We start from the raw sequence: 25784 nt of genomic DNA on the forward strand, positions 1-25784 counted from the left end.
AGCACACTAAAAGAGAGCAGTAGTATGACAACCGCAAACACGTCACCAACTATAAATAAAACGAGTTTAAAACAAACAACATGTGCTTACTGTGGTGTAGGGTGTGGTGTTGATATTTCACTTTTTAATAATGTGCCAACCAAGCTTGAAGGCATGCGAGAGCATCCCGCAAACTTTGGTCGTTTATGTGTAAAAGGCACTCATTTGCTCGACACAACAGGCAGTGATAATCGCTTAACGTCGCCTCTTATTAATAATCAAGCCGTTACGTGGGATGAAGCAACCGACCACGTTGCCAATAAATTTAACGACGTAATACAAAAACACGGACCTGATGCGGTGGCATTTTATGTGTCAGGGCAGTTACTTACTGAAGATTACTACATCGCGAATAAATTAATGAAAGGCTACATAGGCTCAGGCAATATTGATACAAATTCGCGCCTGTGTATGTCATCTGCTGTGGCAGGTTACAAACGTGCTTTTGGTGAAGACGTAGTGCCGTGTACCTATGAGGATTTAGAGCAAACTGAGCTACTTATTTTAATTGGCTCAAATGCTGCATGGACGCATCCGGTTTTGTATCAGCGAATGGAGCGTGCAAAGCAGCTTAACCCAAATATGAAAGTAGTGGTTATTGATCCGCGTAAAACCGACACCGCTGAGCTTGCCGACACATTTTTAAATATAAAACCAGGCAGTGACGCCGCACTTTATAACGGCTTACTTAATTATTTAAATGAGCATAGCCACCTCGATACGCAATTTATTGCTCAGCACACAAACGGCTTTGAAAGCGCACTGCAAGAGGCACAAAAGTGGAGCTGTGAGGCAGTTAGCGACTTTTGCGATATAGCAATTGAGCAAGTCACTGAGTTTTACACGCTATTTGCTAACAGCCCAAGTGCGATTAGCTTTTATTCAATGGGTATAAATCAGTCAAGCTCGGGTGTAGATAAATGCAACGCCATTATTAATGCACATTTAGCCTCAGGTAAATTACTTAAGCCAGGCAGTGGTCCGTTTTCGATTACTGGGCAACCCAATGCGATGGGCGGGCGCGAAGTCGGTGGCTTGGCTAATCAGTTAGCGGCGCATTTAGATATTGAAAACAAAGCGCATCAATCACTTGTACAACGCTTTTGGCTCTCGCCAACGATCGCTAAAAAAGCAGGTAGTAATGCCATTGATATGTTTGATGACATAGCCGCAGGCAAAATAAAAGCAGTGTGGATTATGGCTACAAACCCAATGGTGAGCTTGCCCAATAACGCCGCTATTAAAAAAGCATTAGAGACCTGCGAGCTGGTGGTTGTATCTGACTGTATTGCAAAAAGTGATACGTTAAAATTTGCCGATGTTGCTTTTCCATCAACCGGATGGGGCGAAAAAAACGGCACAGTAACTAACTCAGAGCGCAGAATATCAAGGCAGCGCCCGTTAGTAGCGCCTTATTCGGGAGCTAAAAACGATTGGCAAATTATGTGCGATGTTGCTAAAAAAATGGGCTTTGAAGGATTTGATTTTACAGATCCAAGTGGCATTTTTGAAGAATGGGCACAATTAACCGACTTTGAAAATAATGGCAGCCGATTATTAAGCCTCTCTGGTTTAGTTGGGCTCACACAAGATCAGTATGATAATTTAAAACCCATTATGTGGCCTGTTGTTAAAAACGAGCCTTATAAAAATGGTCAGGTTTTTACAAATAACCAATTTAGCACCGCTGATAAAAAGGCGCGTTTTATACCTATAACACCGCAATTACCGGTACAAAAAACATCAAGTGATTACCCGTTTGTAATGAACTCAGGGCGTATACGTGACCAATGGCATACGATGAGCCGTACGGGTAAAAGCACTGCGCTTTCATCGCATATTACACGGCCGTATATTGAAATTAATCCGCTTGATGCCAGTAAATTAGCAATTAAACAAAACGATTTAATAAATGCAATTGCCCAAACAGGGCACGTTACCGCGCATGCAAAAATAACCGATGCCGTGCGAAAAGGTGAATGCTTTATGCCTATTCATTGGAATAAGCAATTTGCATCATCCGCTACAGTAAGTGGGTTGTATCAATCGGTAGTTGACCCTCTATCTGGTCAGGCTGAGTGTAAACATGGCGCCGTTAATATAGTTAAAGCACCCTTTGTGCAATATATGCAGCTGTTTGCTAAAAACGAACTTGTTATAAACAGTGATTTTTGGCTCAAAGTTAATGCAAGTAATTGCTTTAATTACCAATTGGCGCTTAATGAGCCACAAAGTGATTTACTGTATTACTGCCAAACCTTAACTGGTTTACAAGGGCAGTGGTCGGCTATGAATACGGCAAAAGCCATGCATGTGCAGTGTATTCAAAACGATCAATTAGCGTTCGTTGGTGTTATTTCTAACGAGCAAAAAGAAATATCACTTGAGTGGATAAACCATTTATTTGCAGAGCCATTACTGACATTTACACAGTTACAGTCTTTGCTTTATGCAACCCCAGATGAAGAATTTACCCAAGGCATGCAAGTGTGTAGCTGCTTTAAAGTAAGAGAGCAGCCAATTATAAACGCCATTAAAAACGGTGCAAACACCGTCGAGCAACTGGGGTCTGAACTTAAATGTGGAACGAACTGTGGTTCGTGTAAAACACAATTAAGCCAATTAATAAAACAACATTACAAAGCAGGTTTTAGCAGCATTGATGTTGCGGTTGTAATGTAAAGAAAAAAGGAAGCATATGCTTAATGATCAATTTGGTCGGCAGTTTAACTATTTGCGCCTCTCAATAACCGACGTATGTAATTTTAGTTGTAGTTATTGTTTACCAAACGGGTATCAGTGCGATACGCCTCGTAATTTTTTAAATAAAAACGAAATTAGCACGCTGGTAAATGCGTTTGCAGAGCTAGGTACTAAAAAAGTGCGCATTACAGGTGGCGAACCATGCTTACGAAACGACGTAACCGATATTATAAAACTCTGTAAAAATACGCCAGGCATAGAAAAAGTAGCCATTACTACCAACGGTTTTAATTTATTAAAGAAAATTGATGAATTTGCAGAAGCAGGGCTAGATGCGCTTAATGTCAGTATTGATAGTTTAAATCCGAGTATGTTTAAACTCATAACAGGGCACGACAAACTTACCCTTATTTTAAAAGGGATTGAACGCGCGGTAGAGCTGGGCATAAAAGATATAAAAATAAATGCAGTGCTTGCCAAGCAGTTTAATAAAAACCAATTGAAGGATTTTTTAGCGTGGGTAAAGCACCACAAAGTTACGGTACGCTTTATAGAATTAATGGAAACCGGTGACGGCGCAACCTTTTTTGAAGAAAATCACTTAAGTGGGCAAACGGTGAAAGCCCAGCTTTTAGCTCAAGGCTGGTTACAAGTCGTGAGGGGGAAATTAAATGGACCTGCAGAAGAATTTTGTCATCCTGATTACGATGGTCGTATTGGTTTAATAATGCCGTACAGTAAAGATTTTTGTAAAAGTTGTAATCGCTTAAGGGTGTCGGCGCTGGGTAAATTACACTTATGCTTGTTTGCCGAACAAGGTATAGATTTACGCGAGCTACTCAACGAGGATGATACTGCAGCGACCGTAAAGGCAATTCAAGCTGCTATGGGCAATAAAGAAATAAGTCATGAGCTAGATAAGCGCCTAACAGGTGCGACAACTCACTTAGCTATGTTAGGCGGCTAAAATGGAAGCAAAGGCTAAGCGATATTTTACAGGTGTTGTGCTTGCTGGTGGTAAGTCATCAAGAATGGGCACAGACAAAGCCGATTTAGTTTTAAAAAATAAAACGTTATTGCACAGTGCGTGTGATTTATTAAAAGACGCAGGCGCTAAAAACATACTTATAAGCCGCAACGTTACAAATTCAGTCAAATCATCGAGCCATTACTCGCCGAGCGATTATCCCTCAGAAAAGTACGTTAAAGATATATACCCAAATAGTGGACCCCTTGGCGGAATTTACTCAACATTAATAGCCACTGAGCACGACTTACTTATTACTGCGGTAGATATGCCACTACTTACGAGTAGTTTGTTAAGCACAATAGTGCTGGCTTCTCAGACAAATAACGTACAAAGTATGAACAATCAATTAAATCAGTCACAAATACATGCTTGGCACTTTGAAAATGAACCGCTACCGCTGTATATTCGTAATACAAGCAGTGTAAAAAATCATTTAAAACACATACTCACAAACGCAAACAGTCACAAATCAATAAAACAGTTTACCCAAAGTATTGGTGTGCAAACGCTTTTATGTAATAAAGCGCATGCATTAATAAACACCAATACACCGGCGCAATTTAAAGCTGTAAATGAGCATTTTGACCAAAGCATTAACCAATTGAGAAAAACATTATGAGCCACACAAGCGATACACAAATACCTTTAAACATTGCCGTACTTACAGTAAGCGACACGCGCGATTCGATTACTGATACTTCTGGTCATTACTTAATTAAAGCGCTAACTGAGGCGGGTCATCACTTAGCGGATAAAGAAATTGTAAAAGATGATGTTTACCAAATGCGCGCTATTGCATCGCAGTGGATAGCCGACGACACCATTCACGCTATTTTAGTGACTGGTGGTACAGGATTTACCGAACGTGATTCAACACCTGAGGCATTTGCGCCGCTGTTTGATAAAAGCGTAGACGGCTTTGGTGAGCTATTTAGGCATATATCGTACGGTGAAATTGGTAACTCAACTATTCAATCTCGTGCACTGGCAGGGCTTGCTAACAACACGGTTATTTTTTGTATGCCTGGCTCTACAGGCGCATGTAAAACAGCGTGGACAGGCATTATAAAAGATCAACTTAACTCAATGCATAAACCGTGTAACTTTGTACCGCACGTTACTATTGGTAAAAAGTGTGAATCGCGTGAGCAATAGTATGTTAAGCCATGTAGACGAAAACGGCCAAGCGAATATGGTTGATGTATCGCTCAAAGACGTAACCTTGCGCGATGCCTCAGCTGAAGCATTTATTAGCATGAGCAAGCTTGCCTTTGAACAAGTAATGCTTAATCAAAACAAAAAGGGCGATGTGTTAGGCGTGGCACGTATTGCGGGTATTCAAGGCGCTAAAAAGTGCGCCGATTTAATTCCGCTTTGTCATCCCCTTGCACTTAGTAAAGTAGCAGTTGATTTTGAACTTGATGAAGCAAACAGCCAAATTAAAATAACCAGCTACTGCAAACTTGCTGGTAAAACTGGCGTTGAAATGGAAGCGCTAACGGCGGTATCTGTGGCTAGCCTTACTTTGTTTGATATGTGTAAAGCAGCCGACCCACTTATGGAAATTAGCGGCATGCGCGTTACTCAAAAAGCTGGGGGCAAAAATGGCAGTTGGCAACGAGATTAATCAAAACGATGCAGTATCTAGCGCCGGGAAGGTAGAGTTATTGTTTTTTGGGCAACTAAAAGAGCGGTTAAAGTGCAGTAAATTAAGCCTTGAAATTACGCAGCCGCTTACTATTTCAGAGCTTAAATTAAGATTAGTAAGCCAATACCCGCACTGGCAACCGTGGCTTGAGGAGCGAGAGCTACTTGCAGCGCTTAACCAAACTATGTCATCAAGCGACGTAATAGTGAAAGCAGGGGATGAGCTTGCCTTTTTTCCGCCGGTTACAGGTGGCTAATGAGCATACATATTCAAGTACAAACCGATGATTTTAATGTAGGTGACGAGCACAATACGCTTTGTAGTAATAACAAAAGCGATGGGGCTGTTGTCACCTTCACAGGTTTGGTAAGAGAGTTCAGCAGTGGCGATAACGTTATTGCACTTGAGCTTGAGCACTACCCAGGTATGACCGAGCAACTTCTGCAATCTATAGCAGAGCAAGCACAAAAGCGCTGGCAACTGGCGCGAATATGTATTATTCACCGCGTTGGTTATTTAGCACTTGGTGAGCAAATTGTGTTTGTTGGCGTAACTTCCCGACACCGCCAAGCCGCGTTCGAAGGTGCACAATTTATAATGGATTATTTAAAAAACCACGCCACGTTTTGGAAGAAAGAGCACTTTAAAAACTCATCGAATTGGGTTGAGTTTAAACAAAGTGACAAGCAAGCGCTGGGCAAGTGGGAATCTTAAATGAAAATAATCTCTACTAATATCTCTAAAATAAAAACGGTTGTACATAACGGCAAAGAGGTTAAAACCGGGATTTTTAAAACGCCAACTAACGAACCTGTTGTTATTGAAAAACTAAATATAATAGGGGATGAGCAAGCGGATTTAGTTAATCACGGCGGGGTTGATAAAGCGGTTTACGCGTTTTCTCATAATCATTATGATTATTGGAAACAAACCCTCGAGAATGATGATTTAGCAATAGGTATATTTGGCGAAAACTTCACTATTTCTGACCTTGATGAAGCGACTATACACATAGGCGATCATATTCGTATTGGTACTGCACTGCTTGAAGTAAGCCAGCCTCGTGTTCCTTGTTTTAAACTCGCTATCGCCCTTAATAATAAAAACAGCCTTAAACTGTTTACGCAGCATTACTGCACTGGCGTGTACTTTAGGGTACTAGAGCAGGGCGTTGCAAAAACGGGTGATAGTGTTGTTATCGAGAAGAAAGCCTCGCACGACATATCAGTTAAAAAACTGTTTCGGGCATTTTTTGATAAAAAATATCCAGATTATGAAAGTGTATTATTAGCAGCACTTGAACTACCCGAGCTTGCGCTTGAGTGGCAGATTAAGATTAAAAAGAAGCTCGCAATATAACGCCGTGTGAGTGCTGTTAAACTTTAGCTTTCCAATCACCTTCTTTTAAAAAATGTTGCTGTAAAAGGGTTAGTAAACTTTCAGTTACTGGGCCTGTAGGTTTACTTCTTGATACCACACAGCCTAAAGGCGTTAGCCAACCACCTTGCTCATGCACTACAGGAAGAGCAACAAGGTCACCTTGTTTAAGTTGTTGTTTTATTGCCAACTCAGGCACCAACGCCCAGCCCACATTTTGTGTTACCAAATCTATAAGTGTTTGATGAGTATTGGCGTACCAAACCTTTGCGCTTATAGCATAGCTAAACCGTAACTCTGATTGATTAAGGCTACGGTGAGCACATTGCCTATGTGCTTTTAAGTCACTGCTATTTACTTTATTAAGTTTAGCAAGCGCATGTTGTGGCGACGCAATTGTTAAAAATCGAGCTTGGCCTAGCAAAAAAAAGTCCATATCTACCTTTAATTCACCATCACTATATATGATGCCTACTTGCGCTTTACCTGTTTTTATAAGTTCTTCTACATCAAATGTGGTAGCTGATATTAGCTCAAAGTTCGTAATAGGGTACTGCTGTGCAAGTGGGGCTATTATTTTTAAAATTCCATGATTACTTATACTCTCGTCAATCGCAATTACTACGTCTTGCTCGTTGTTTTTAGCAAGAGACTCAACTTTTTGATCGAAATAAGTTTGGTGTTGCAGTATTGAATAAGCCACAGGTAGTAAGGTTTTTCCACTTTTTGTTAAAGTGGGAGTGTTTTTATTACGGTCAAACAATGTTTGGTCTATTGCAATTTCAAGGTTAGAAATAGCTTGGCTAATACCCGACTGCGCACGCTTTAATTTACGGCCGGTTGCTGAAAAAGAGCCTGTTTCTACTACGGTTACAAATATTTTTAGTTGCTCTAAGCTGTACATTTTATTCTACTTTATCTAGGGCGTATTGATCTTTGTGGATTGAAATTTGTTCAATCTAGGGGCGATTAAATCACGGCGCGAGGTTTGTAACCTAGTGGGCTAAGTAAAAGCCGAGCAACAAAGAGTTAATCGCCCCTAGAAAGAACCCAAAGGGCAGCGCATGTTTGGTCTTTATGCTGCGTTATCACCTATTTATGGGGAATAACCACACTATATTATATAGGCTCTGCCTTGCCTAAAAACCAAACATCCTGCTGCAAATTCACCCACCAATGATCAACACGCCCTAGAACTATATACTCATCTTATCACTATAGGTGATAGTTGCTAACTTTTGTAATTAAATAAATCTGTCATTATCACTACACTTAAATATTAATAGATAAAAGGGGATATTATGACAGGGAAAATGGGGGCAACAGAGCGAGTATTTCAGGCGGTTTTGTTTGAGATTTTAGCCGTGTTGTTATCAATTTTAGGTTTAGCACTATTTACAGATCATGCAATTGGGGCTTTATCGGGCACTATGGTAATTGTTGCGACAATTGCTATGTGTTGGAACTTTATTTTCAACTGGTGTTTTGACAAAGTAGCTACCGGTGCAAAAGAGCAACGTTCTGTATTATTCCGTATTTTTCACGTGCTTTTATTTCAAGGCGGGTTACTTGTTTTTACTATTCCCGTGATGGCAATCATTTTAAAAGTAGGCTTATGGGAAGCATTAATAATGGATATTGGCGTAACTTTTTTTATAACCCTTTACGCTTTTACTTTTAACCTAGTGTACGACCACACACGAGCTTATATTTTTCATTCAAAAAATGCTGCATGTTAATGCACTTTTTAAATATGGCATGACTTAACAAAGTTTCGTATTTAGCTGCTGGTGTATTTGCCAATGCACCAGCACTTTAAGAGGAGTAATATTACCCAAGTTTGCTTTATAGTGGCAAAAAAATAACAAAGAAGCTCTGTATAAAAGGCCAGTAAAGTTAAATGTAAATTGTTATTTATAGAGGACCTAGTAAAAAAGATAAAACCTGCTATACCTAATGTTATAAATACTATAATTATTATAGTGTTATTAAAAAATAATGTTTGGTTAGTAGCTAAAATAGGTGTCGTATATGAATATCTCAAGAAAACTGATGCTTATTGTAATATTAACTGCAGCAGAGATAAGCATTACTGTCTACTCAGCTTTTGAAATTGCTAAAGGCGCTAAGTTTCATCAACTTAACTTTCTTCATTTAAAATATGTTCATCAACTTACCAAATCAGTTAAAAAAATAGAAAACAATATCCCCATTGATATAAATACTATTGAGTCGGATATATTGTTAATTAGGCAGCAGCCAATTGAGTGTGTTGAACAAATAAACCCGTTAAATTATGCTGTTATGAAAGTTATTAACACAGATCATACATTAACAATCTGTGAAAACGACATTGAAATTGCTGATAAAGCCTTATTATCAGTTAATAAGTATAAAAAGGGGGAGCTTAATAGAGACGCTTTTTTACTAAATCTTAATACTTCGCTAAGTGGCTTTAATAAAAACACGGAGCTGTTTGAGGAACCAATTAGAAAAACAGTATCGTTTATACTAATGACGTTAATTCCACTTGTTATAATCATATCTTTTTTTAATATTCTTTTTATAAGTTATCTTTCTCGCACAATATCCAGCTCTATTCGAAATCTTACTCTTCTCCTATCAAGTAAGCCCGAAAGCAATATTAATCTAGACGATGAACTTGATATAAAAACGTCGGGTGAATTAAAAGCACTCGTTATCGCGGCCAGGCAGCGAATTAAAAATGATCTTTTAAATATTGAAAACAGTATCGAACTCAAAGAAATTATAAACAGCCAAACTGCTTCCTTGCAGCAAGCAAATGACGAACTTGCCCAGTTTGCTTATCGAGCTTCACATGACCTGAAATCACCGCTGTCAGGGGCTAAATCCCTAGCACATTTTGTTATTGAAGATATAAAAGCGGGAGATACTGAAGAGGCAAGTCGAAATGCATTGGTTATCTATCAACAAATGGAAAAGTTAGAGACACTTGTTGTTGATATTTTACTATTAGCTAAAGCTGAAATTGGCAGTGAAGATAGAGATGTAATTGACTTTAATCAGTTAATTATTGATATGAAAGAGCGACTTACTTGGCTTATGAAAGATAATCCTTGTAAGCTTGAAACAACAGTTAATTTATCAGTACCTATTAAGTCTGAAAAAGCGCGTTTTGCTCAAATTATTGAAAACTTAATTTCAAACGGGTTGAAGTATTACGACAGAGATAAAGACTCGCCTTATGTCCGCTGTGATATTTTCAATGAGCAAGAGGCATTTTTTATTACTGTTACAGATAATGGATTGGGAATACCACAAAAGCATCAAGGTGAAGTGTTTGATATGTTTAAGCGATTTCATGCACAGATGAGTACGGGCTCTGGTTTAGGTATGGCGTTGGTTAAAAAACACATTGAGTACTTAAACGGTGAAATATCACTGCAAAGCTCTGATGAAGGTACAACGTTTAAAATAATATTACCATTGGATAAGCTAATATGACAAAAATTAAACCCCCTATATTAATTGTCGATGACAACGAAGTTGACCGGTATATTCTAAAAAGGCTAATAAAAGAAGCCAAGTTAGAGCTTACAATTTATGAAAAAAAAGATGGTCAAGAAGCGTTAGAATTTCTCGAAAATTATGAATCTAATAGAATAAAGTACCCTGATGGATTTCCTCCAATTCTTATATTTTTAGACATTAATATGCCAAAAGTTAATGGGATTCAATTTTTAGAAGAGTTCTCTAAACTCAGAAAAATGATAGAGATAAGCTCATGTGTAGTTATGATGTTTAGCTCATCAGAAAGAGAAGAAGAAAAAAAGGTTATAATGTCAGACGATTTTGTTAAAGGTTACCTTGTAAAGGGAAGTTTTCAGGCAGCAGAGTTAAAAGAAAAAGTGATGGCTGTTATTGGTCAGCATTTAGATAAATACAGCTGATTTGCATGTATTTTAAGTTTTAACCCATTAGGCTGTGCCAATTGAAGAGCCTTTAGTTTGAGTATGTGGCTCAAACCAAAGGTTTTTAGCTTAAAGTTATATAGGTGTCTGATTTAAGCTTCAATTTTACAGAGGCTCAAAATAACCTATTTATTTAAGGATGATTTTTTTACAATAGTCATCGAGTATCAAGTTAATCTCGTTTGCAGGCATAGGCTTTGAAAATAAAAAGCCTTGCAAGTAGTCTATGTTTAGTTTTTTACATAGCTGATGTTGGGCTTTCGTTTCGATTCCTTCAGCTACCAAAGAAAAGTCTAATTTTTTTAACATTAAAGATAAGCTCTCGATTATTTTTAATCGCTTAGTATTTTCTCCATCTAACGACTGCATGCTTTTGTCTAATTTTACTATATCAATAGGGTAAGATATCAGATGAGATATGGATGAGTACCCCATACCAAAGTCGTCCAAGGCAATTCTAAATCCCTTGTTAGACAAAGAAGTTAATATTTCAATCACTTCTTCACTATTTTCCATAAAAGCTGTTTCTGTTATTTCAAGAATAATACTGTTAGTTTTTAAGTTGTATGTTTTGACTGTATTTAATAAATAGTTCTCTAAAATCTCTTTTTGTAGCTGAATAGGTGAAATATTAATAGATAGTGTTAACGGTGTTTCATAGCTTTGCTGCCATAAAGATAATTGCTTTAAAGCGCTCGCAATTATCCATTTTCCAAGCGGATCAATTAAACGACACTCTTCAGCAATAGGAATAAACTCATCAGGGGTATAATGAATGGTCGTATCTGGCCAACGGATCAGTGCTTCGACACCTGTCATTATTTGTGTTTTAGAACAGTAAACGGGTTGATAAAATAACCTAAAGTTTTTTTCCTCTATGTGCTCTTTTATACTATTTTGAATATCTACTCGTCGGCTAAATTCGTACTGATACTGCTCTTTGTAAAAGCTAATTCTACTTTTACCACTTTGCTTTGAGCGATACATTGCAATGTCAGCACATTTTAGCAGTTCATGCGATTCAGTCGCATCATTGGGGTATAAAGCACTTCCTATGCTAACACTGCAATTTAAAGTTCTACCTTCATGTAAAAAGGGCTTAGACACTTCAGCTAGTATTCTATTTGCTATCATACCTATTTGATTAATGTTGCAAATTCCACCTATTATAACTGCAAATTCATCGCCTCCTAAGCGTGCAAAGCCTTCATTTTGTCTTAGACAACTATTAATTCTTTCAACGGTTTGTATTAAAATTTGGTCGCCGACACTATGCCCAAGCGTATCATTAATATTTTTGAAGTTATCTAAATCTAAAGCAAGTAACGCCACGCAGTTTTTAGCACGTTTATTGTTAGCTATCATTACTTTTAGTATTTCTTCAAAATGATATCGATTAGACAAACCAGTAAGCTGATCCCTTTCTGCCATATGCTTTACAGCAAGGTAACTGTTGTGCATACGTTGTTCTGCTTCGAAGCGTTTTTTGGCATATATAAGCGCTTTATTTAAACTATCCCTCGTTATATCACCTTTTGGTAAAAAGTCTTGAGCGCCGGCTTCTATACACTCAATAGCCAAAGCTGAGTTCTCTGAGGAACTAATCATGATAATTGCGGTGTTACCGAGTTTAGGCTTTGCACGCATCTCAATAAGCATTTCAATGCCATCTTCTTTAGGCATATTATAGTCGAGTAGTATTATATCAAAGTGCGTGTTTTCAATGGCGTTTAAGCCTTCACATACACATGTTACCTCGGCTATATCATGATGGTGAGAGCCATCAGAAATAAGCATCTTTTTAATTAATTTGCGATCAACCAAGTCATCATCAACAATTAAAATATTCATACGTTCCTTCTAAGAGCAGCTAAATTATGCTCGTTTATAATTGATAATTTCATAGTTAAACTTTGGGCCAAAAAATAGTAAATGTACTGCCGAGCTTCCCATCGGAGGCTACTTCAATTTTGCCCCCATTATTAATAATGAGCTTATTGGCAATACAGAGTCCGATGCCGCTCCCTTCAACATCATCTCGAGATTGTAATGTTTGAAATAACTTAAATATGAGTGAAAAATATTTAGGGTCAATTCCTGGGCCATTATCTTTTATTTCAATGATGTAATATTGATTAGAGGGGATAAGTGAAATATCGATAACCGAGTGCTCTTTATTGTTATGCTTTATTGCATTACTAATAATATTTTGAAAAACAATTTTGAAAGGGATCAGCGGTATATCGAGTACTTCGTTATTGGTGTGTATATCTACAGTGACAGTTTGAGGAACTTCTAAAATTTGTTCTAAATCTTGGTAAAGACTTTCTAAAGATATGTTTGCACGAGTTGAATCACAGCTATTTATTCTCGAGTAGCTTAGTAAATCCTCTAGCAGTACTTGCATTCTATTAGCTCGGCTGAGCACAAGCTGAAAGTTTTCTAGGTGCTCCTGAGGGAGTAAATCTTTGCAATCATCATAAACCCATTCTAATAAACGTTTTATAGCATTTAATGGCGACTTGAGATCGTGTGAAGCAATACTGGTAAATTCATCAAGTTCATCGCTCATTTTTTGTAATTTTTTAATTAAGCGAACTTTTTCAGTTTCGTCTTCTTTGTTTTGCTCGCAAATTGTTGAGTTAAACTTAGAACTGTTTGTTTTATCTAATAAGTTTTTACGTTGGACTAACTGATTTACATAGTTTTTTTGTAAACTATTTAAAATTGATTTTTCTTTTTCTGTAAGTGGTGAATCACTTATTCGCTCGAATATAAACCATCCAAACTTAAGGCCTGAGGGCAAAATAATAGGCGATATAACTCTAAATATTTTAGGATGATGCTCAATAATCGATTCATTAAAAATATCATCAGATAGTTGTTCTTTAGCTACTGTTATTTCTGGACCTGATTTATATAGCTCAACGACACCTGCAGGTAAATTAGCAACAATAGAAAATGAGCTCGCATCAAAAATGTGTAAAATTAGCTCAGCAATGTTTTCTATGTTTTTTTGAATGTCATTATCAAGAGAAGTCGTTAACTGTTGCTCATCTATTAATGATACACCTTCTATATAACTCTCTACATTGGGCATTCAAACTCCTACAACAGTATTAAATATGCCTCATTAAAATGAGATGCAACAAATGATTAACTTATTGTAGTTGATTATTTTGAATGCGTTGAATAATTTGCATTATAAATAGACTTCAAATTAGAGTTTTACCTTATTATAGTCAGCAAGTTATGAATCAATTTTAAAATAAGGCAAAACTCAATCTGGGTGTGAAATTTGTAACTTAATAAATAACTATTATTTAGGGTAGTGGTATTACTAAAAAACAATAAAGTTATTTTAATCGCTCAGTTGTACAATTGTTTGCGCTACGCTAAATAAGGTTTTATGCGTATCCATTGCTTGTTTTTGTAGCTGTTTATGGGCTTGCTCTTCGGTGAGCTTTAGCTGCTCAATAAGTATGTACTTGGCTTGGTGAATTACCTTTTGCTCACTAATAACTTTTTTAGCGTCAAGTAATGCTTGGTTTATTTGTTTTATATGCTGGCTTTGCTCGATAATTAAATCATACATACTTTTATTACTATTGAGCTTATCGGCCGCTATATTTTGGCTTACTTCTGGCTCTCGTTGCTTAATGGCTAATTGCCCAAAAGTCGGGGCTATGTGCTGCTCTGTCATATTGTTAAGTACTTGCTTATTTGTATTTAAACTACGTTGAGCACAGGCTATTTGCATTGCTGCGGTATCAATTAATTGATCTGCTATGTTTTGCTCAATCTTATGCATTATATCTATGCGCGTAGTGGTTACTTCGTACCATACTTCGCTTAGTTGCGAGAGCGGTTGAGCGTTCTCGTCATCGAGTTTTTGCAGTAAACTTCTAAGTTGCTCTACCTGATTATTAACCTGATGTGTTGTTAATGTGGCAAAGCATTTTAAAAGGTGCGCATCGGCGTACTCATTAAAAAAGTCAAAGCTGTGGTTTTGCTCTTGTACAAAATGCGCGAGTTGCTGTTTTTGCTCAGTGGTAAATTTACTCGCTGCAAATGCTTGTGCACCACAGGCGCGTTCTTGTCCTGCGTATTCTTTACCTTGCATAAAGTTAAAAAAGGCAACTAACAAACGCGTTATTTTAGGATCGCTTGCGCCATCTGCTGCCTCTAAAATAATATTGAGTAAACCAGCAATTAACTGCGTAAATGACTGCGTAGCATGCACTGCACTAATGTTTTGCTGTGCTATTTGATTGCGTAGGTCGGGCAATGCGTCAAGTGTTTGCAGGCTATAGGTAATTAAATTAAATAACCGAGTATGGCCAGTATCGGCGTTGTCTTTTATAAATGTTTGTTTAAGTGAATCATTAAATGCAGTTTGTGCACTGTTACTTAAAGGAACTTGCTCTTGTAATTGGGTTTTAAATCGTTCGCGGTTTGAAGCCAAAAATATATTACTCATTGCACGTTCTTTTTGTAACTGATGTACAAAATCGCCTAATTTAGTAAGCGAGGCACAACTGTTTTGTAATTGCTTTAGCGCGTGTATTTCTTGATACTTAGCCGCTAATAAAAACTGTTTTGTGAGAGGATTACTTGTCGCCATTGGTATTATTCCACACTTTTTTGTTTTTAAAGTGCAACCACTGTTCCAATCATTAATAAATTTCATCATTGAATTTAAAATCAAGCTAATACAATTGCTTAAAGTGTTATTTTTGTTTATCACTGTGTTTCTATAATTTAACTTACCATTACTTTTAACTTATTTGGTGCATTTAAGCATGTTATTGCACACAACTTGAACCTAAATTAAAAACAAAAAAAGCGCCTACTCCTGGGGAGGTAGTAAGCGCGAAAAGTGCATTATTCATTTTGCATCATGCGTTAATATTTACACTATTTAGTAATTCAGGACTAATTGCCATTTTATGATTTATTACTTCACCAATCATAATTAGGGTAGGGCCTTGAAGGTCGTGTTTAGCATGCTCATTTACTATCAGTTCAAGCGTACTGGTAATTACCTTTTGTTTAGTGGTAGTAGCGTTCTCTATTAGTGCAATGGGTGTGTTACTTGGCCAACCCACTGATTGCAAACCGTTACTTAGCATTTTTAAGCGCGATAGCCCCATATAAACCACTAAGGTAGGGTTGTTACTTGCAGGCATAAACGCGTAATTTTGCCAATGAGGTTGCTTATTAGGATCGGCAAATTGCGCCGTTAAAAACGTAACACTGCGGGCTACGTCTCTTGCTGTAAGCGGAATACCTGTATAAGCAGACGTAGCGCAAGCCGTTGTTACACCCGGAACAATAGCAAAATTAATATTATGCTTTGTAAGCGCATCGGCTTCTTCGTTAATACGTGCAAATATACTCGGGTCGCCGCCTTTTAAACGCACTACGTTTAAGCCTTGTTGCGCGTATTTAACCAGTAGTTCGCAAATGTTAGCTTGGGTCATCGAATGCTTACCCGCACGTTTACCTACAAATACACGCTGCGCTTTTTTAGGTAGCGTTTTTAATAAATCATCGCTTACTAACCAATCGTATAAAACAACATCGGCGGTATTAATCAAACGCTGCGCTTTTACCGTAATTAACTCAGCGTCTCCTGGGCCCGCACCAATTATGTAAACGCTGCCGCTTTTAGCACTGCGAGTATTTGAGCTTGTTAGCTTAGTAACAAGCTTATTTAGCCACACGTTTTCAATACCCGAAAAATAAGACAGTACACTCATAATATTCCCCTAAGCCACAGCTGTTATAACTTTGGGTACAGAGCTTATAAATACATTGCCGTCTTCAATTTTTGCATTAAAAACCGGTAAGTGTATTGCTTCTGCTTCTAAACATTCACCTGTTTCTAGGCAAAAGTGTTGCTTATATAAAGGCGATGCAACAACTAATTTATTGTCGATAGAGCCAATAATGCCACGCGATAATACATTGGCTTTACCAATAGGGTCGTAGTTGCTAATGGCAAACACAGCCGTTGGGTTTTGTGGAATATAAAAAATAGCCACTTGCTGATTATTAACTAATGCGCATACGCCGCTATTAGCCACTAGGTTGTCGATTGTTCCAATATTATGCCAAGACATCAGCTTGCTCCTCTTCAACTTCCATTACTGGAATACGGTTTTGTGTATTACGTTGCTCACGCTTTTCGGCTTCTGTAGCAGGGCGGATTTGGTTACGCTCTTGTACAAATAAAATGTTATCGTCGGTTTCGGGGCTATTAACAAACTGGCGGAATCGTTTGGCTGCATCTGGGCTTTCAATGGCTTTTTTCCACTCACACGCATAGGTTTGTGTAATTAACTCCATTTGCGCTTCTAGCTCGTCGCAAATGCCTAAGCTGTCGTCAATGACTACGCTTTTAAGGTAGTCTAAACCGCCTTCAAGGTTTTCCATCCATACTGACGTACGCTGTAATTTGTCAGCCGTTTTAATGTAAAACATAATTACGCGGTCAATGTATTTAATAAGTGTTGGCGTGTCTAAATCGGTCGCAAATAAATCAGCATGGCGAGGGCGCATACCGCCATTACCACACACGTATAAGTTCCAGCCGTTTTCGGTAGCTATAATGCCAATATCTTTACTTTGTGCTTCGGCGCATTCACGAGTACAACCCGATACCGCCATTTTAAATTTATGCGGCGCACGCAGTCCTTTATAGCGGTTTTCTATTTCTATTGCGTGTCCAACGCTGTCTTGCACACCATAACGACACCACGTACTACCCACACACGATTTAACGGTTCTAAGAGACTTACCATAAGCATGACCTGTCTCAAATCCTGCTTCGATAAGTCGCTCCCAAATAACAGGAAGCTCTTCTAAGCGCGCACCAAATAAATCAATACGTTGACCGCCAGTGACTTTGCAGTACAGGTTAAAGTCTTTGGCTACTTGTCCAATTACAATGAGTTTGTCGGGCGTTATTTCGCCGCCAGCTATACGCGGTACTACAGAGTACGAACCATCTTTTTGCATATTTGCTAGGTACGTATCGTTAGTGTCTTGCAAGCCAACATGAGCGGGTTCTAAAATAAAGTCGTTCCATGTTGAGGCTAAAATAGAGCCAATGGCAGGTTTACATATTTCACAGCCATGACCACTGCCGTGTTTAGTTAGTAAGTCATCAAAGTTTTTAATGCTTTCTACTTTTACCATGTGCAGTAGTTCTTGGCGTGAATATGCAAAGTGCTCACATACATGGTTGTTTACTTCAACACCGCGACTTGCTAATTCGTTATCAACAACAGATTTTAATAACGCTGCACAACCACCACAGCCACTTGCTGCTTTAGTGCATGATTTTACTGAGGCTAAATCGCATGAGCCGCCATCAATTGCACCTACAATGTCGCCTTTACTCACATTGTGACACGAACAAATAGTGGCGGTATCGGGTAGGGCACTGCCCGATAACGACGGCGCGCCGCCGCTGTCTGGTAAAATTAAACACTCAGGGTTTTCTGGTAAGTCCATGTCGTTAAGCATGTACTGCAATAAAGTATCGTAATCGCTGGTATCGCCAACAAGTACAGCGCCCAGTAATTTATCGCCTTTTTCACTTAGTATTATTTTTTTATAACAGCCGCGAATAGCGTCTTGGTATATAAGTTCTTTACAGTCTAGCGTTTTTACATGAGCGTCGCCAATTGAGCCTACTTCTACACCTAATAACTTAAGTTTAGTGCTCATATCGGCACCTAAAAACTCAAGCTCGCCACCACTTAATTGACTCGCTGCAACGCGTGCCATGTTGTAACCCGGTGCTACTAAGCCAAATAGTTTTTTGTCCCACAGGGCACATTCACCAATGGCTAAAATATCAGGATCTGACGTTTGGCATTGGTTATTAATAATAATACCGCCGCGCTCACCCAGTTCTAAATCAGCAATTTTACCGAGCTGATCATACGGGCGAATACCGGCAGAGAACAAAATCAGATCTGTTTCTAAAAATGACTCATCCGAAAAATTTAATCTAAAGCGACTGGTTTCGCCTTTTACTATTTCGCTGGTCGCTTTTGATGTATGTACTGTTACGCCAAGTTTTTCTATTTTATTTTTTAGTAGCGTACCGCCTTGTCCATCAAGCTGAACAGCCATAAGTTGTGGCGCAAATTCAACTACGTGGGTATCAAGTCCTAGTTGCTTAATGGCGTTTGCGGCTTCAAGCCCCAACAAACCACCACCAATAACAACACCGCTTTTACTTACAGCGGCACTGGCTTTTATTTGTTCTAAATCTTCTAATGTGCGATACACCAAACAATGGGGTTGGTCGTTACCTTTTATAGGCGGCACAAACGGAAATGAACCTGTCGCGAGTATCAGTTTGTCGTATGGGTATTGCTCACCGGTTAATGTGGTCACTATTTTTGCTGTTCTATCAATGCCTTCAACCCACTGGCTGGTATGCACATTAATATTAAGCTGTTTGTAGTTGTCGTGAGTGGTAAGTGCTAAATCGGCAGCTGTTTTGCCATCAAATACACTTGATAAGTACACGCGATCGTATGCAAGATTTGCTTCTCCGCAAAGTACAGTAATGTCTGCGTTGGCATCGCTTTGGCGCATTTGCTCAACAAAGTGGTGTCCGACCATACCATTACCAATAATGAGTATTTTTTGCGAGGTTTGCATAGGGCATTCCTTAAAGTGACGGTTTAAATACAATTAACAAAAAAGCCCGCCACAAATACGCATTATGCATAACTGTGTGCGGGCTTCTTTGCCGGTGGTTGCTAATAGCTATTGTGCTCACAACCTAAATTTTTGCCGTAAGTAAAACGGGCTTGTTAATAGAATGTTTGCAAAAATACAGCCAGTTTTTTAAGTTATTGTTTAAATAGTATTTAATGTATTTTTAGAGTGAGGATAAAACCCGTTTTGTTATATTTTGGTGCGCGCCTAGCACTAAGAGGGTGCAAGTATTGTCATTGTTTTGTGCATTATCAGTCAATAAAACACTCATTATCATTGAGTGTGTATTGCGTTAAATTTAACCCATAAAATACGCACACGAATTACGAGCAAAATGATAAACACAAACTCAATAGATGCTTCACCGTTTCACGAAGGCGAGCTGGCAATACAAGACAAACTCGGTAAACGAGAAATAATGGCAACATTTGGCAAACGTGCTGTGCGCTCATTTATGCCAGAGCAGCATCAAGCCTTTTTTGAGCAGTTACCATTTGTGGTTGCAGGCAGTGTTGATGAAAACGCCGATGTGTGGGTATCTATTGTTTCAGGACAGTCAGGCTTTTTAAGCGCCCCAACTTCCACGTCGTTATTAATGACCCACGCGGTTGATAAAAACGACCCCTTACATGGCACGTTAAATATTGCCGGCTCGCCAATTGGTTTGTTAGGCATTGAGCTAAGCACGCGTAGGCGTAACCGTTTAAATGTGCGCGTAGGTGAGGCAATTGACGATAATCAGGTGAGTTTTAATGTTGATCAATCCTTCGGAAATTGCCCGCAGTATATTCAAACGCGCGACTTAACGTTTAATAGAGATCCTTTAGTTAAAAGTAGTGCAGTACAAAAAGTTGAATTTAATACACTTGATAACGCAGCAGTTGCGTTAATTGACACCACCGATACATTTTTTGTATCGAGTTTTATAACCGCTAAAAACAATCCAAAAATTGAGGGTGTTGATGTTTCTCACCGTGGTGGGTTGCCGGGCTTTGTAAAGCGAGAAGGCAACACATTAACGATTCCTGATTACGCAGGTAACAATTTTTTTAATACCTTGGGTAACTTTTTATTAAACCCAAAAGCAGGTTTATTATTTCCTGATTTTGACACCGGCAATGTATTAATGCTTACCGGCAGCGTTGAAATTCTATGGGACGGGCACCCAGAGCTTGAAGGCTTTATTGGCGCAGACCGAGGCTGGAAATTTACCCTCACTAAAGGAATGTGGCTTAAAAACTTACTCCCGTTTAGTGCTAAATTTGATGCTTATTCCCCTAATACTAAAATGACGGGCACATGGCTTGAGGCTGATAAAAACAAACAAGCCGAAAAACTAAAACATACTTGGCAGCCTTTAAAAGTAACTAAAATAATTAAAGAAAGTAATGTAATTACCTCCTTTTATTTAGAAGGGCATAACAATACAACCTTGTTACCGTTTAAAGCAGGGCAGCATTTAACCGTACAAATACCAAGTAAAAGTAATAGCAATAACAGTAATAGCAAACCTGTTATTAGAACCTACACCGTTTCATCAAGCCCTCATGAACTCTTTTATCGGTTATCGATTAAAAAAGAGCTAAATGGCGAGGTGTCTAACTACTTTCATAATAACGTAAAAGTAGGGAGCGTTATTTTAGCTAAATACCCACAAGGGCAATTTTTTATTGACTCAACTAGTACCAAGCCTGCAGTATTAATTGGTGGTGGAATAGGCATTACACCTATGATCTCAATGGCTAAACACATTGCCAATGAAGGGTTGAGAACCCGCTATACACGCCCTTTGCATATTTTTCACAGTGCTAAAAATGCCCAACAGCGTGCGTTTTATAACGAGCTAAAAATACTTGCAGATACGAGTAGCGGCGCAATTGATTATTACTCACTTTTATCTCAGCCTGAGTTTAATAAAAAGCAAGGCGATGGCTTTAACGTAAAAGATGAGAGCTTCAATTTAAAAGACGAAAGCTTTGATTTAAAAGGGCGCATAAATGCGGATGTGTTTAGATACTATTTACCACTTGATGATTACGAGTTCTTTTTATGCGGACCAGAAGCGTTTATGCAGCACGTATATAACGAACTGTTATTGCTCGGTGTGCAGGACAAAAACATATTTTCGGAAGCATTTGGGCCCTCCATTATTAAGCGCAAAGTACTTAATACAAACGAAGCACCTAATAAAAGCAAAGAGATTAGCACTGAGGAAGCCGACAACACCGTAATTAAATTCAGTAAATCGGGCTTTGAACAACGCTGGAATAAAGGCGATAACACTATACTTAATGTAGCCGAATCCCATGGTTTAGAACCTGAATTTGGCTGCCGAAACGGCAGCTGCGGCAGTTGCGCCGTAAAAATAAACGCAGGCGCCGTAGTGTATCGCAATAACGTAAGCTACCCAGTAGAGCCAGGGCAGGCGCTAATTTGCTGCGCCGTACCTGCTAAAGGTGTTGAGGTACTTGATATAGAGTTGTAAAGCTTGAAAAGAAAAAATATACAGTTGGTATTCCACTTAATTCAGTAGATGTATTATAAGTGAAACTGCTATTGCTCAATGTTTTGCCGAATTAGCATGCTAATTCAATTTTTGTTTAAGTCATTACTAGCTAATTCTCATATTGATTATTCTATTTTTATCAAGTATATCTGATGGTTATACTATATTATGATTATTTAATAAAAAAGCTGATTAATAAGGAAATTTTTGTGACCACTACTGTACCTAAAGTGTTTATCTCATATTCTCATGATAGCCAAGCTCATAAAAAGTGGGTGCTAGAGCTAGCACAACGATTACGAAACTCAGGTATTGATGCCGTTTTAGACCAATTCCGACTTGGTTTAGGTGATGATTTAGGAAGATTCATGGAAGCAAGTGTGGCGGAATCAGATCGCATTATTATGGTTTGTACTGACGTATATGTTAATAAAGCTAATGATGGTTTAGGTGGTGTTGGTTATGAGAAAATGATTATTACTTCTGAATATATGAATCAGATAGATACAAAAAAAGTTATCCCTCTAATTCGTCAAGATGGTACTCATACTGTTCCCACGTTTTTAAAAAGTCGTTTACATATCAACTTTTCTCGCGAAGATGAATTCGAGTTGCAGTTTGATAACCTTCTCCGTGAAATTCATGAAGCACCACTATTTAAAGAACCACCTGTCGGTAATAACCCATTTGAATCGGTTTCCGAAAAGCCAGTTGAAAGTGTTACGGACAAAAAGATTGAATTATTAAAGATCTGGGTTGAAGGTTATAATAAAGGTGCTGGTTTTTACACATTCGATGATGTACAGAATCTATTAGGATGTTCAAGAATATTTAGTGAGGTTTATGTTAATGAATTAAAGTCAGACGGTTTCATAGTTGGAGCCGAAATATTTACTGGTGCTCAATACATGCGTGGTTTTGAACTAACTGACAAGACAAAGTTATATGCAATTCAACAAAACTGGGTAACGGAGTAGGTTTTAGGTTAATCTAATTTACCGACAGCTTATTCTCATAATAGCTTAACAGAGGGCATTCATTATTTACATGAAGATGCTCTATATTGTTAATTTATATCAATAGCAAACTCGTAACCTATTGCCAATTATAAATATTATGCACTAGCTTTTAGATTCAATTTAAATAAACAAAAAAAGAGGCTAAATAGCCTCTTTCCAAACAGTATTTAAAACTTAAAAAACTAAGCCAACAAACCCGCTTTTGTTTCAGGCATTGCTATAAAGCCATCAAGTTTACGAACGTTGCTTAACCATCTTAAAATATTTGGGTATTGCTCAAGTGACACGCCGCCCTCCGGTGCGTGTGCTATATATGAAAAGTTGGCAATGTCGGCAATAGTTGGCTGAGTGCCTACTAAGTATTCGCGGTTTTGTAAGTACGCATCCAGTGTTTTAAATAATGTGTGGGCGATGTTTATCGCATTTTGATGATCAAGCTCTGCGCCAAATACAGTAACTAAACGCGCCGAACACGGACCTGACGCCACAAGCCCTGCAGCAACGCTCAACCAGCGCTGAATGTGCGCTTGAACAGTAATATCTTCTGGGTACCAGGTTCTGTTAGCATCAAACTTTTGTGCCAAGTACAGTAAAATAGCGTTTGAATCGTTAATAATGTCGTCGTTATGTTTTAGTACCGGTACTTGCCCAAAAATATTCATTTTTAAAAAGTCAGTTTGTTTTTGTGCGCCGTTTTGCAATGCAACATCAACCATATTTACATCAAGCTTTAAAAGCGATGTAAATAACTCTGCACGATGTGAATGACCAGATAAAGTAAAACGGTATAGCGTTAGATTGCTCATGGGTTGTCCTGTTTTTAATTTTGAATAGTGATTTTTAATAATGCTATTCTTTCACTATTATCAGTTTTGAAAAACCGAGCTAGTAAGGAATAAATGTCAATGCTATATTGACAATCATGGATACTATTATTGGCATTAAAACAATCATAGCGGTTGTTGAAACAGGCTCTTTTACAGCCGCAGGCGACAGACTAGGGCTTTCAAAGGCGCTGGTTAGTAAGTACGTGGGCATTGTAGAGCAAGACTTAGGGGTTAGATTATTTAACCGCTCCACGCGCAGAATTTCGATTACCGAAGCGGGGCAAAGTTATTACACAAGCGTAGTACCTGTAATTGAAAGCTACAGTGAAATGCTCGATAACTTATCGGGTCAAACAGCGCTTGCTAGCGGCAAACTTAGAGTGAGTGCGCCGGTGTCGTTTGGTGAATCAAACCTTGCGCCGTTAATGCCTGAGTTACTGAGCCGATACCCCGATTTAAGTATTGATTTAGTGCTTTCAGATAAAACAATTGATTTGCTAGAAGAGGGGGTTGATTTAGCAATAAGAATTGGCAGTGTGTCTGATTCTAATTTAATCGCGAGGCAAATTACCAGTTACCCTTTAATTTTATGTGCATCAGCCGGATACATTCAGCGTTTTGGCGCACCAAGGAGCATTGATGAGCTTGAACAACACGCCACAGTGATTGATAGCAACTTTAAAATAGGTCGCCATTGGCCACTTGTTTCACCTACTGGTGATGCATTAACGGCAAACGTAAACTCGCGTGTTTCGGTTAATAATCCGCAAGCAGTAAAAGAGGTGGTTGTAGCGGGTGGCGGTATTGGCTTAATCCCTGAAATAGTGGTGAGAGACGATATTGCATCGGGCAAGCTTGTGCAGGTTATGCAAGGCTATAAAACCTTTGAGTTTGGCTTATTTGCTATTTATCCGCATAGAAAGTTTGTGGCTCAAAAAGTCACGTCGTTTATTCAGTTTTTATTTGAAAAGTTTGAAGCTAAGCCAAAAACAAAAACCTAAAATCAGTTAAGTGATTTTAGGCTTTTAAGATTGATTTTAAACTTATTTAAAATAGCTACTTATTTAAAATAGCTACTTATTTTAAAATAACCACAGGCACATCGCTGTTTTCGAGCATTTTAATGGTGTTACTGCCCACAAAAAACTGCCTTAATTTAGAGTGCCCAAATGCACCCATTACAATTAGTTCTACATTATTTTGCTCTTTATATTGCATTAACGAGTCAAAAATATTGCCCTCTAAAAAGCTTGCCGACACTTCAAAGTCCATACTGATAAGCTTGTGCTGTGCATTAACAAATTTTTCTTCAAGGTCTTTTTCGTTATTTTTAATACTCACTAAATGGCAATGCAGACCATGTAACAAGCCGCCATCAATCACTTGTTGTAGCGCTTTGTCGGCTGTTTCGCGGCCGTCGTACGCAATCATAAATGATTTAGGTTGTTTAAATGTTTCTGGAATAAGCAAAATAGGTTGTGTTGCATTGCGCACTAAGGTTTCTATATGTGAGCCCAGCACCGCAAAGCTATTACTATGTCCCGCACCATTTTGGCCAATAACAATAAGGCGTGTGTCGTTTTTAAAGTCTATAACGGTATCGAGCAAATCACCGTGGCGTTTAATTAATTCAAAATTAGTAATACCTGCCGATTTAGCATGCTCACTTACTGAGTTTAATAATTCGTCAGCCATTTTTAAACTTACTTTGCAGCGTTGTTCGTCAAGCTTAGTCATTTCATCAAGTAATGTTGACTGTGCACCAAGCCCAATACTGCCTGAGTAGTCGCCAATGTTAGTTTGCTGTGGTTTTTCAAGCGTATGCACAAAGCTAATTGGTTTATTTAGCTTTTTTGAAGCCCAAATAGCAGCGTCGGTTACATTTTTAGTAATGGCTGAGCCATCTACATAGGTAATTATTTTAGTCATTGCATTCT

Annotated in this window: 23 protein-coding genes; 14 read left to right on the forward strand and 9 right to left on the reverse strand. The window is 38.4% G+C overall.

The window, feature by feature from the left end; all coding sequences use genetic code 11:
- Positions 1-24: 24 nt before the first annotated feature.
- From EU510_RS02625 to EU510_RS02660, 8 genes are read left to right on the forward strand one after another with little or no spacing between them, the layout of a single operon-like run.
- Positions 25-2721, forward strand: coding sequence for a nitrate reductase (locus tag EU510_RS02625; RefSeq protein ID WP_149592131.1), 2697 nt, complete (start codon positions 25-27; stop codon positions 2719-2721).
- A 16-nt stretch (positions 2722-2737) separates the two neighbouring features.
- Positions 2738-3709, forward strand: a complete 972-nt coding sequence (gene moaA, locus EU510_RS02630) for a GTP 3',8-cyclase MoaA (RefSeq protein WP_149592132.1) — start codon at positions 2738-2740, stop codon at positions 3707-3709.
- A gap of 1 nt (position 3710) precedes the next feature.
- A complete protein-coding gene (locus EU510_RS02635) occupies positions 3711-4391 on the forward strand; it encodes a molybdenum cofactor guanylyltransferase (RefSeq protein WP_149592133.1) in 681 nt (226 codons plus the stop codon).
- Positions 4388-4927 (forward strand): molybdenum cofactor biosynthesis protein B, encoded by a 540-nt coding sequence (moaB, locus tag EU510_RS02640; RefSeq protein WP_149592134.1) that lies wholly within the window; start codon positions 4388-4390, stop codon positions 4925-4927. The genes EU510_RS02635 and moaB overlap by 4 nt, the downstream gene beginning before the upstream one ends.
- Position 4928: 1 nt before the next feature.
- A complete protein-coding gene (moaC, locus tag EU510_RS02645; protein ID WP_007375236.1) occupies positions 4929-5399 on the forward strand; it encodes a cyclic pyranopterin monophosphate synthase MoaC in 471 nt (156 codons plus the stop codon).
- Positions 5377-5676: a MoaD/ThiS family protein gene (locus tag EU510_RS02650; RefSeq protein WP_149592135.1), complete on the forward strand. Its 300-nt coding sequence runs from the start codon at positions 5377-5379 to the stop codon at positions 5674-5676. Before moaC ends, EU510_RS02650 begins: the two co-directional genes overlap by 23 nt.
- The gene (moaE, locus tag EU510_RS02655) at positions 5676-6134 is read left to right on the forward strand and encodes a molybdopterin synthase catalytic subunit MoaE (RefSeq protein WP_149592136.1); all 459 of its coding nucleotides are present in this window, start codon (positions 5676-5678) and stop codon (positions 6132-6134) included. Before EU510_RS02650 ends, moaE begins: the two co-directional genes overlap by 1 nt.
- Positions 6135-6779, forward strand: coding sequence for an MOSC domain-containing protein (locus EU510_RS02660; RefSeq protein WP_149592137.1), 645 nt, complete (start codon positions 6135-6137; stop codon positions 6777-6779).
- Between the two features lie 16 nt (positions 6780-6795).
- Here the strand turns inward: EU510_RS02660 and EU510_RS02665 are convergent, their stop codons facing one another.
- The gene (locus tag EU510_RS02665) at positions 6796-7701 is read right to left on the reverse strand and encodes a LysR family transcriptional regulator (RefSeq protein WP_149592138.1); all 906 of its coding nucleotides are present in this window, start codon (positions 7699-7701) and stop codon (positions 6796-6798) included.
- Positions 7702-8098: 397 nt separating this feature from the next.
- Between EU510_RS02665 and EU510_RS02670 the strand changes: the two genes are divergently transcribed.
- The 3 genes from EU510_RS02670 to EU510_RS02680 all read left to right on the forward strand — a co-directional run bounded on the left by EU510_RS02670 (position 8099) and on the right by EU510_RS02680 (position 10729).
- Positions 8099-8536, forward strand: coding sequence for a PACE efflux transporter (locus EU510_RS02670; RefSeq protein WP_149592139.1), 438 nt, complete (start codon positions 8099-8101; stop codon positions 8534-8536).
- A gap of 292 nt (positions 8537-8828) precedes the next feature.
- A complete protein-coding gene (locus EU510_RS02675) occupies positions 8829-10283 on the forward strand; it encodes a sensor histidine kinase (protein ID WP_149592140.1) in 1455 nt (484 codons plus the stop codon).
- Positions 10280-10729, forward strand: a complete 450-nt coding sequence (locus EU510_RS02680) for a response regulator (protein WP_149592141.1) — start codon at positions 10280-10282, stop codon at positions 10727-10729. The genes EU510_RS02675 and EU510_RS02680 overlap by 4 nt, the downstream gene beginning before the upstream one ends.
- 150 nt (positions 10730-10879) lie before the next feature.
- Here the strand turns inward: EU510_RS02680 and EU510_RS02685 are convergent, their stop codons facing one another.
- The 6 genes from EU510_RS02685 to nirB form a co-directional block, all read right to left on the reverse strand.
- Positions 10880-12601 carry an EAL domain-containing protein gene (locus EU510_RS02685; protein ID WP_149592142.1) on the reverse strand — a complete coding sequence of 574 codons (1722 nt, stop codon included), beginning with the start codon at positions 12599-12601 and terminating at the stop codon, positions 10880-10882.
- A gap of 55 nt (positions 12602-12656) precedes the next feature.
- The gene (locus tag EU510_RS02690; protein ID WP_149592143.1) at positions 12657-13850 is read right to left on the reverse strand and encodes a sensor histidine kinase; all 1194 of its coding nucleotides are present in this window, start codon (positions 13848-13850) and stop codon (positions 12657-12659) included.
- 261 nt (positions 13851-14111) lie between these two features.
- Complete coding sequence (locus EU510_RS02695; RefSeq protein ID WP_149592144.1) at positions 14112-15374, reverse strand: nitrate- and nitrite sensing domain-containing protein; 1263 nt, start codon at positions 15372-15374, stop codon at positions 14112-14114.
- A gap of 274 nt (positions 15375-15648) precedes the next feature.
- Positions 15649-16512, reverse strand: coding sequence for a uroporphyrinogen-III C-methyltransferase (gene cobA, locus EU510_RS02700; RefSeq protein ID WP_149592145.1), 864 nt, complete (start codon positions 16510-16512; stop codon positions 15649-15651).
- Between the two features lie 9 nt (positions 16513-16521).
- On the reverse strand, positions 16522-16875 hold the full coding sequence (gene nirD, locus EU510_RS02705; protein WP_149592146.1) for a nitrite reductase small subunit NirD: 354 nt from the start codon (positions 16873-16875) through the stop codon (positions 16522-16524).
- Positions 16862-19435, reverse strand: coding sequence for a nitrite reductase large subunit NirB (nirB, locus tag EU510_RS02710; RefSeq protein ID WP_149592147.1), 2574 nt, complete (start codon positions 19433-19435; stop codon positions 16862-16864). The genes nirD and nirB overlap by 14 nt, the downstream gene beginning before the upstream one ends.
- A gap of 394 nt (positions 19436-19829) precedes the next feature.
- On the opposite strand from nirB, the gene EU510_RS02715 reads away from it, so the two are divergent.
- Entirely contained in the window at positions 19830-21980 is a 2151-nt protein-coding gene (locus EU510_RS02715; protein WP_149592148.1) for a pyridoxamine 5'-phosphate oxidase family protein, read from the forward strand.
- A gap of 230 nt (positions 21981-22210) precedes the next feature.
- Positions 22211-22978, forward strand: a complete 768-nt coding sequence (locus tag EU510_RS02720; RefSeq protein WP_262501182.1) for a toll/interleukin-1 receptor domain-containing protein — start codon at positions 22211-22213, stop codon at positions 22976-22978.
- A gap of 224 nt (positions 22979-23202) precedes the next feature.
- On the opposite strand, the gene EU510_RS02725 is transcribed toward EU510_RS02720, so the two are convergent.
- A complete protein-coding gene (locus EU510_RS02725) occupies positions 23203-23826 on the reverse strand; it encodes a glutathione S-transferase (protein WP_149592150.1) in 624 nt (207 codons plus the stop codon).
- A gap of 116 nt (positions 23827-23942) precedes the next feature.
- Here EU510_RS02725 and EU510_RS02730 point away from each other — a divergent pair, with 116 nt between their 5' ends.
- A complete protein-coding gene (locus EU510_RS02730) occupies positions 23943-24848 on the forward strand; it encodes a LysR family transcriptional regulator (protein WP_149592151.1) in 906 nt (301 codons plus the stop codon).
- Positions 24849-24924: 76 nt separating this feature from the next.
- On the opposite strand, the gene EU510_RS02735 is transcribed toward EU510_RS02730, so the two are convergent.
- The gene (locus EU510_RS02735) at positions 24925-25776 is read right to left on the reverse strand and encodes a universal stress protein (protein ID WP_149592152.1); all 852 of its coding nucleotides are present in this window, start codon (positions 25774-25776) and stop codon (positions 24925-24927) included.
- Positions 25777-25784 lie beyond the last annotated feature (8 nt).

Origin of the sequence: Pseudoalteromonas sp. FUC4, from assembly GCF_008370255.1 — a bacterium.
Classification (GTDB): Bacteria; Pseudomonadota; Gammaproteobacteria; order Enterobacterales; family Alteromonadaceae; genus Pseudoalteromonas.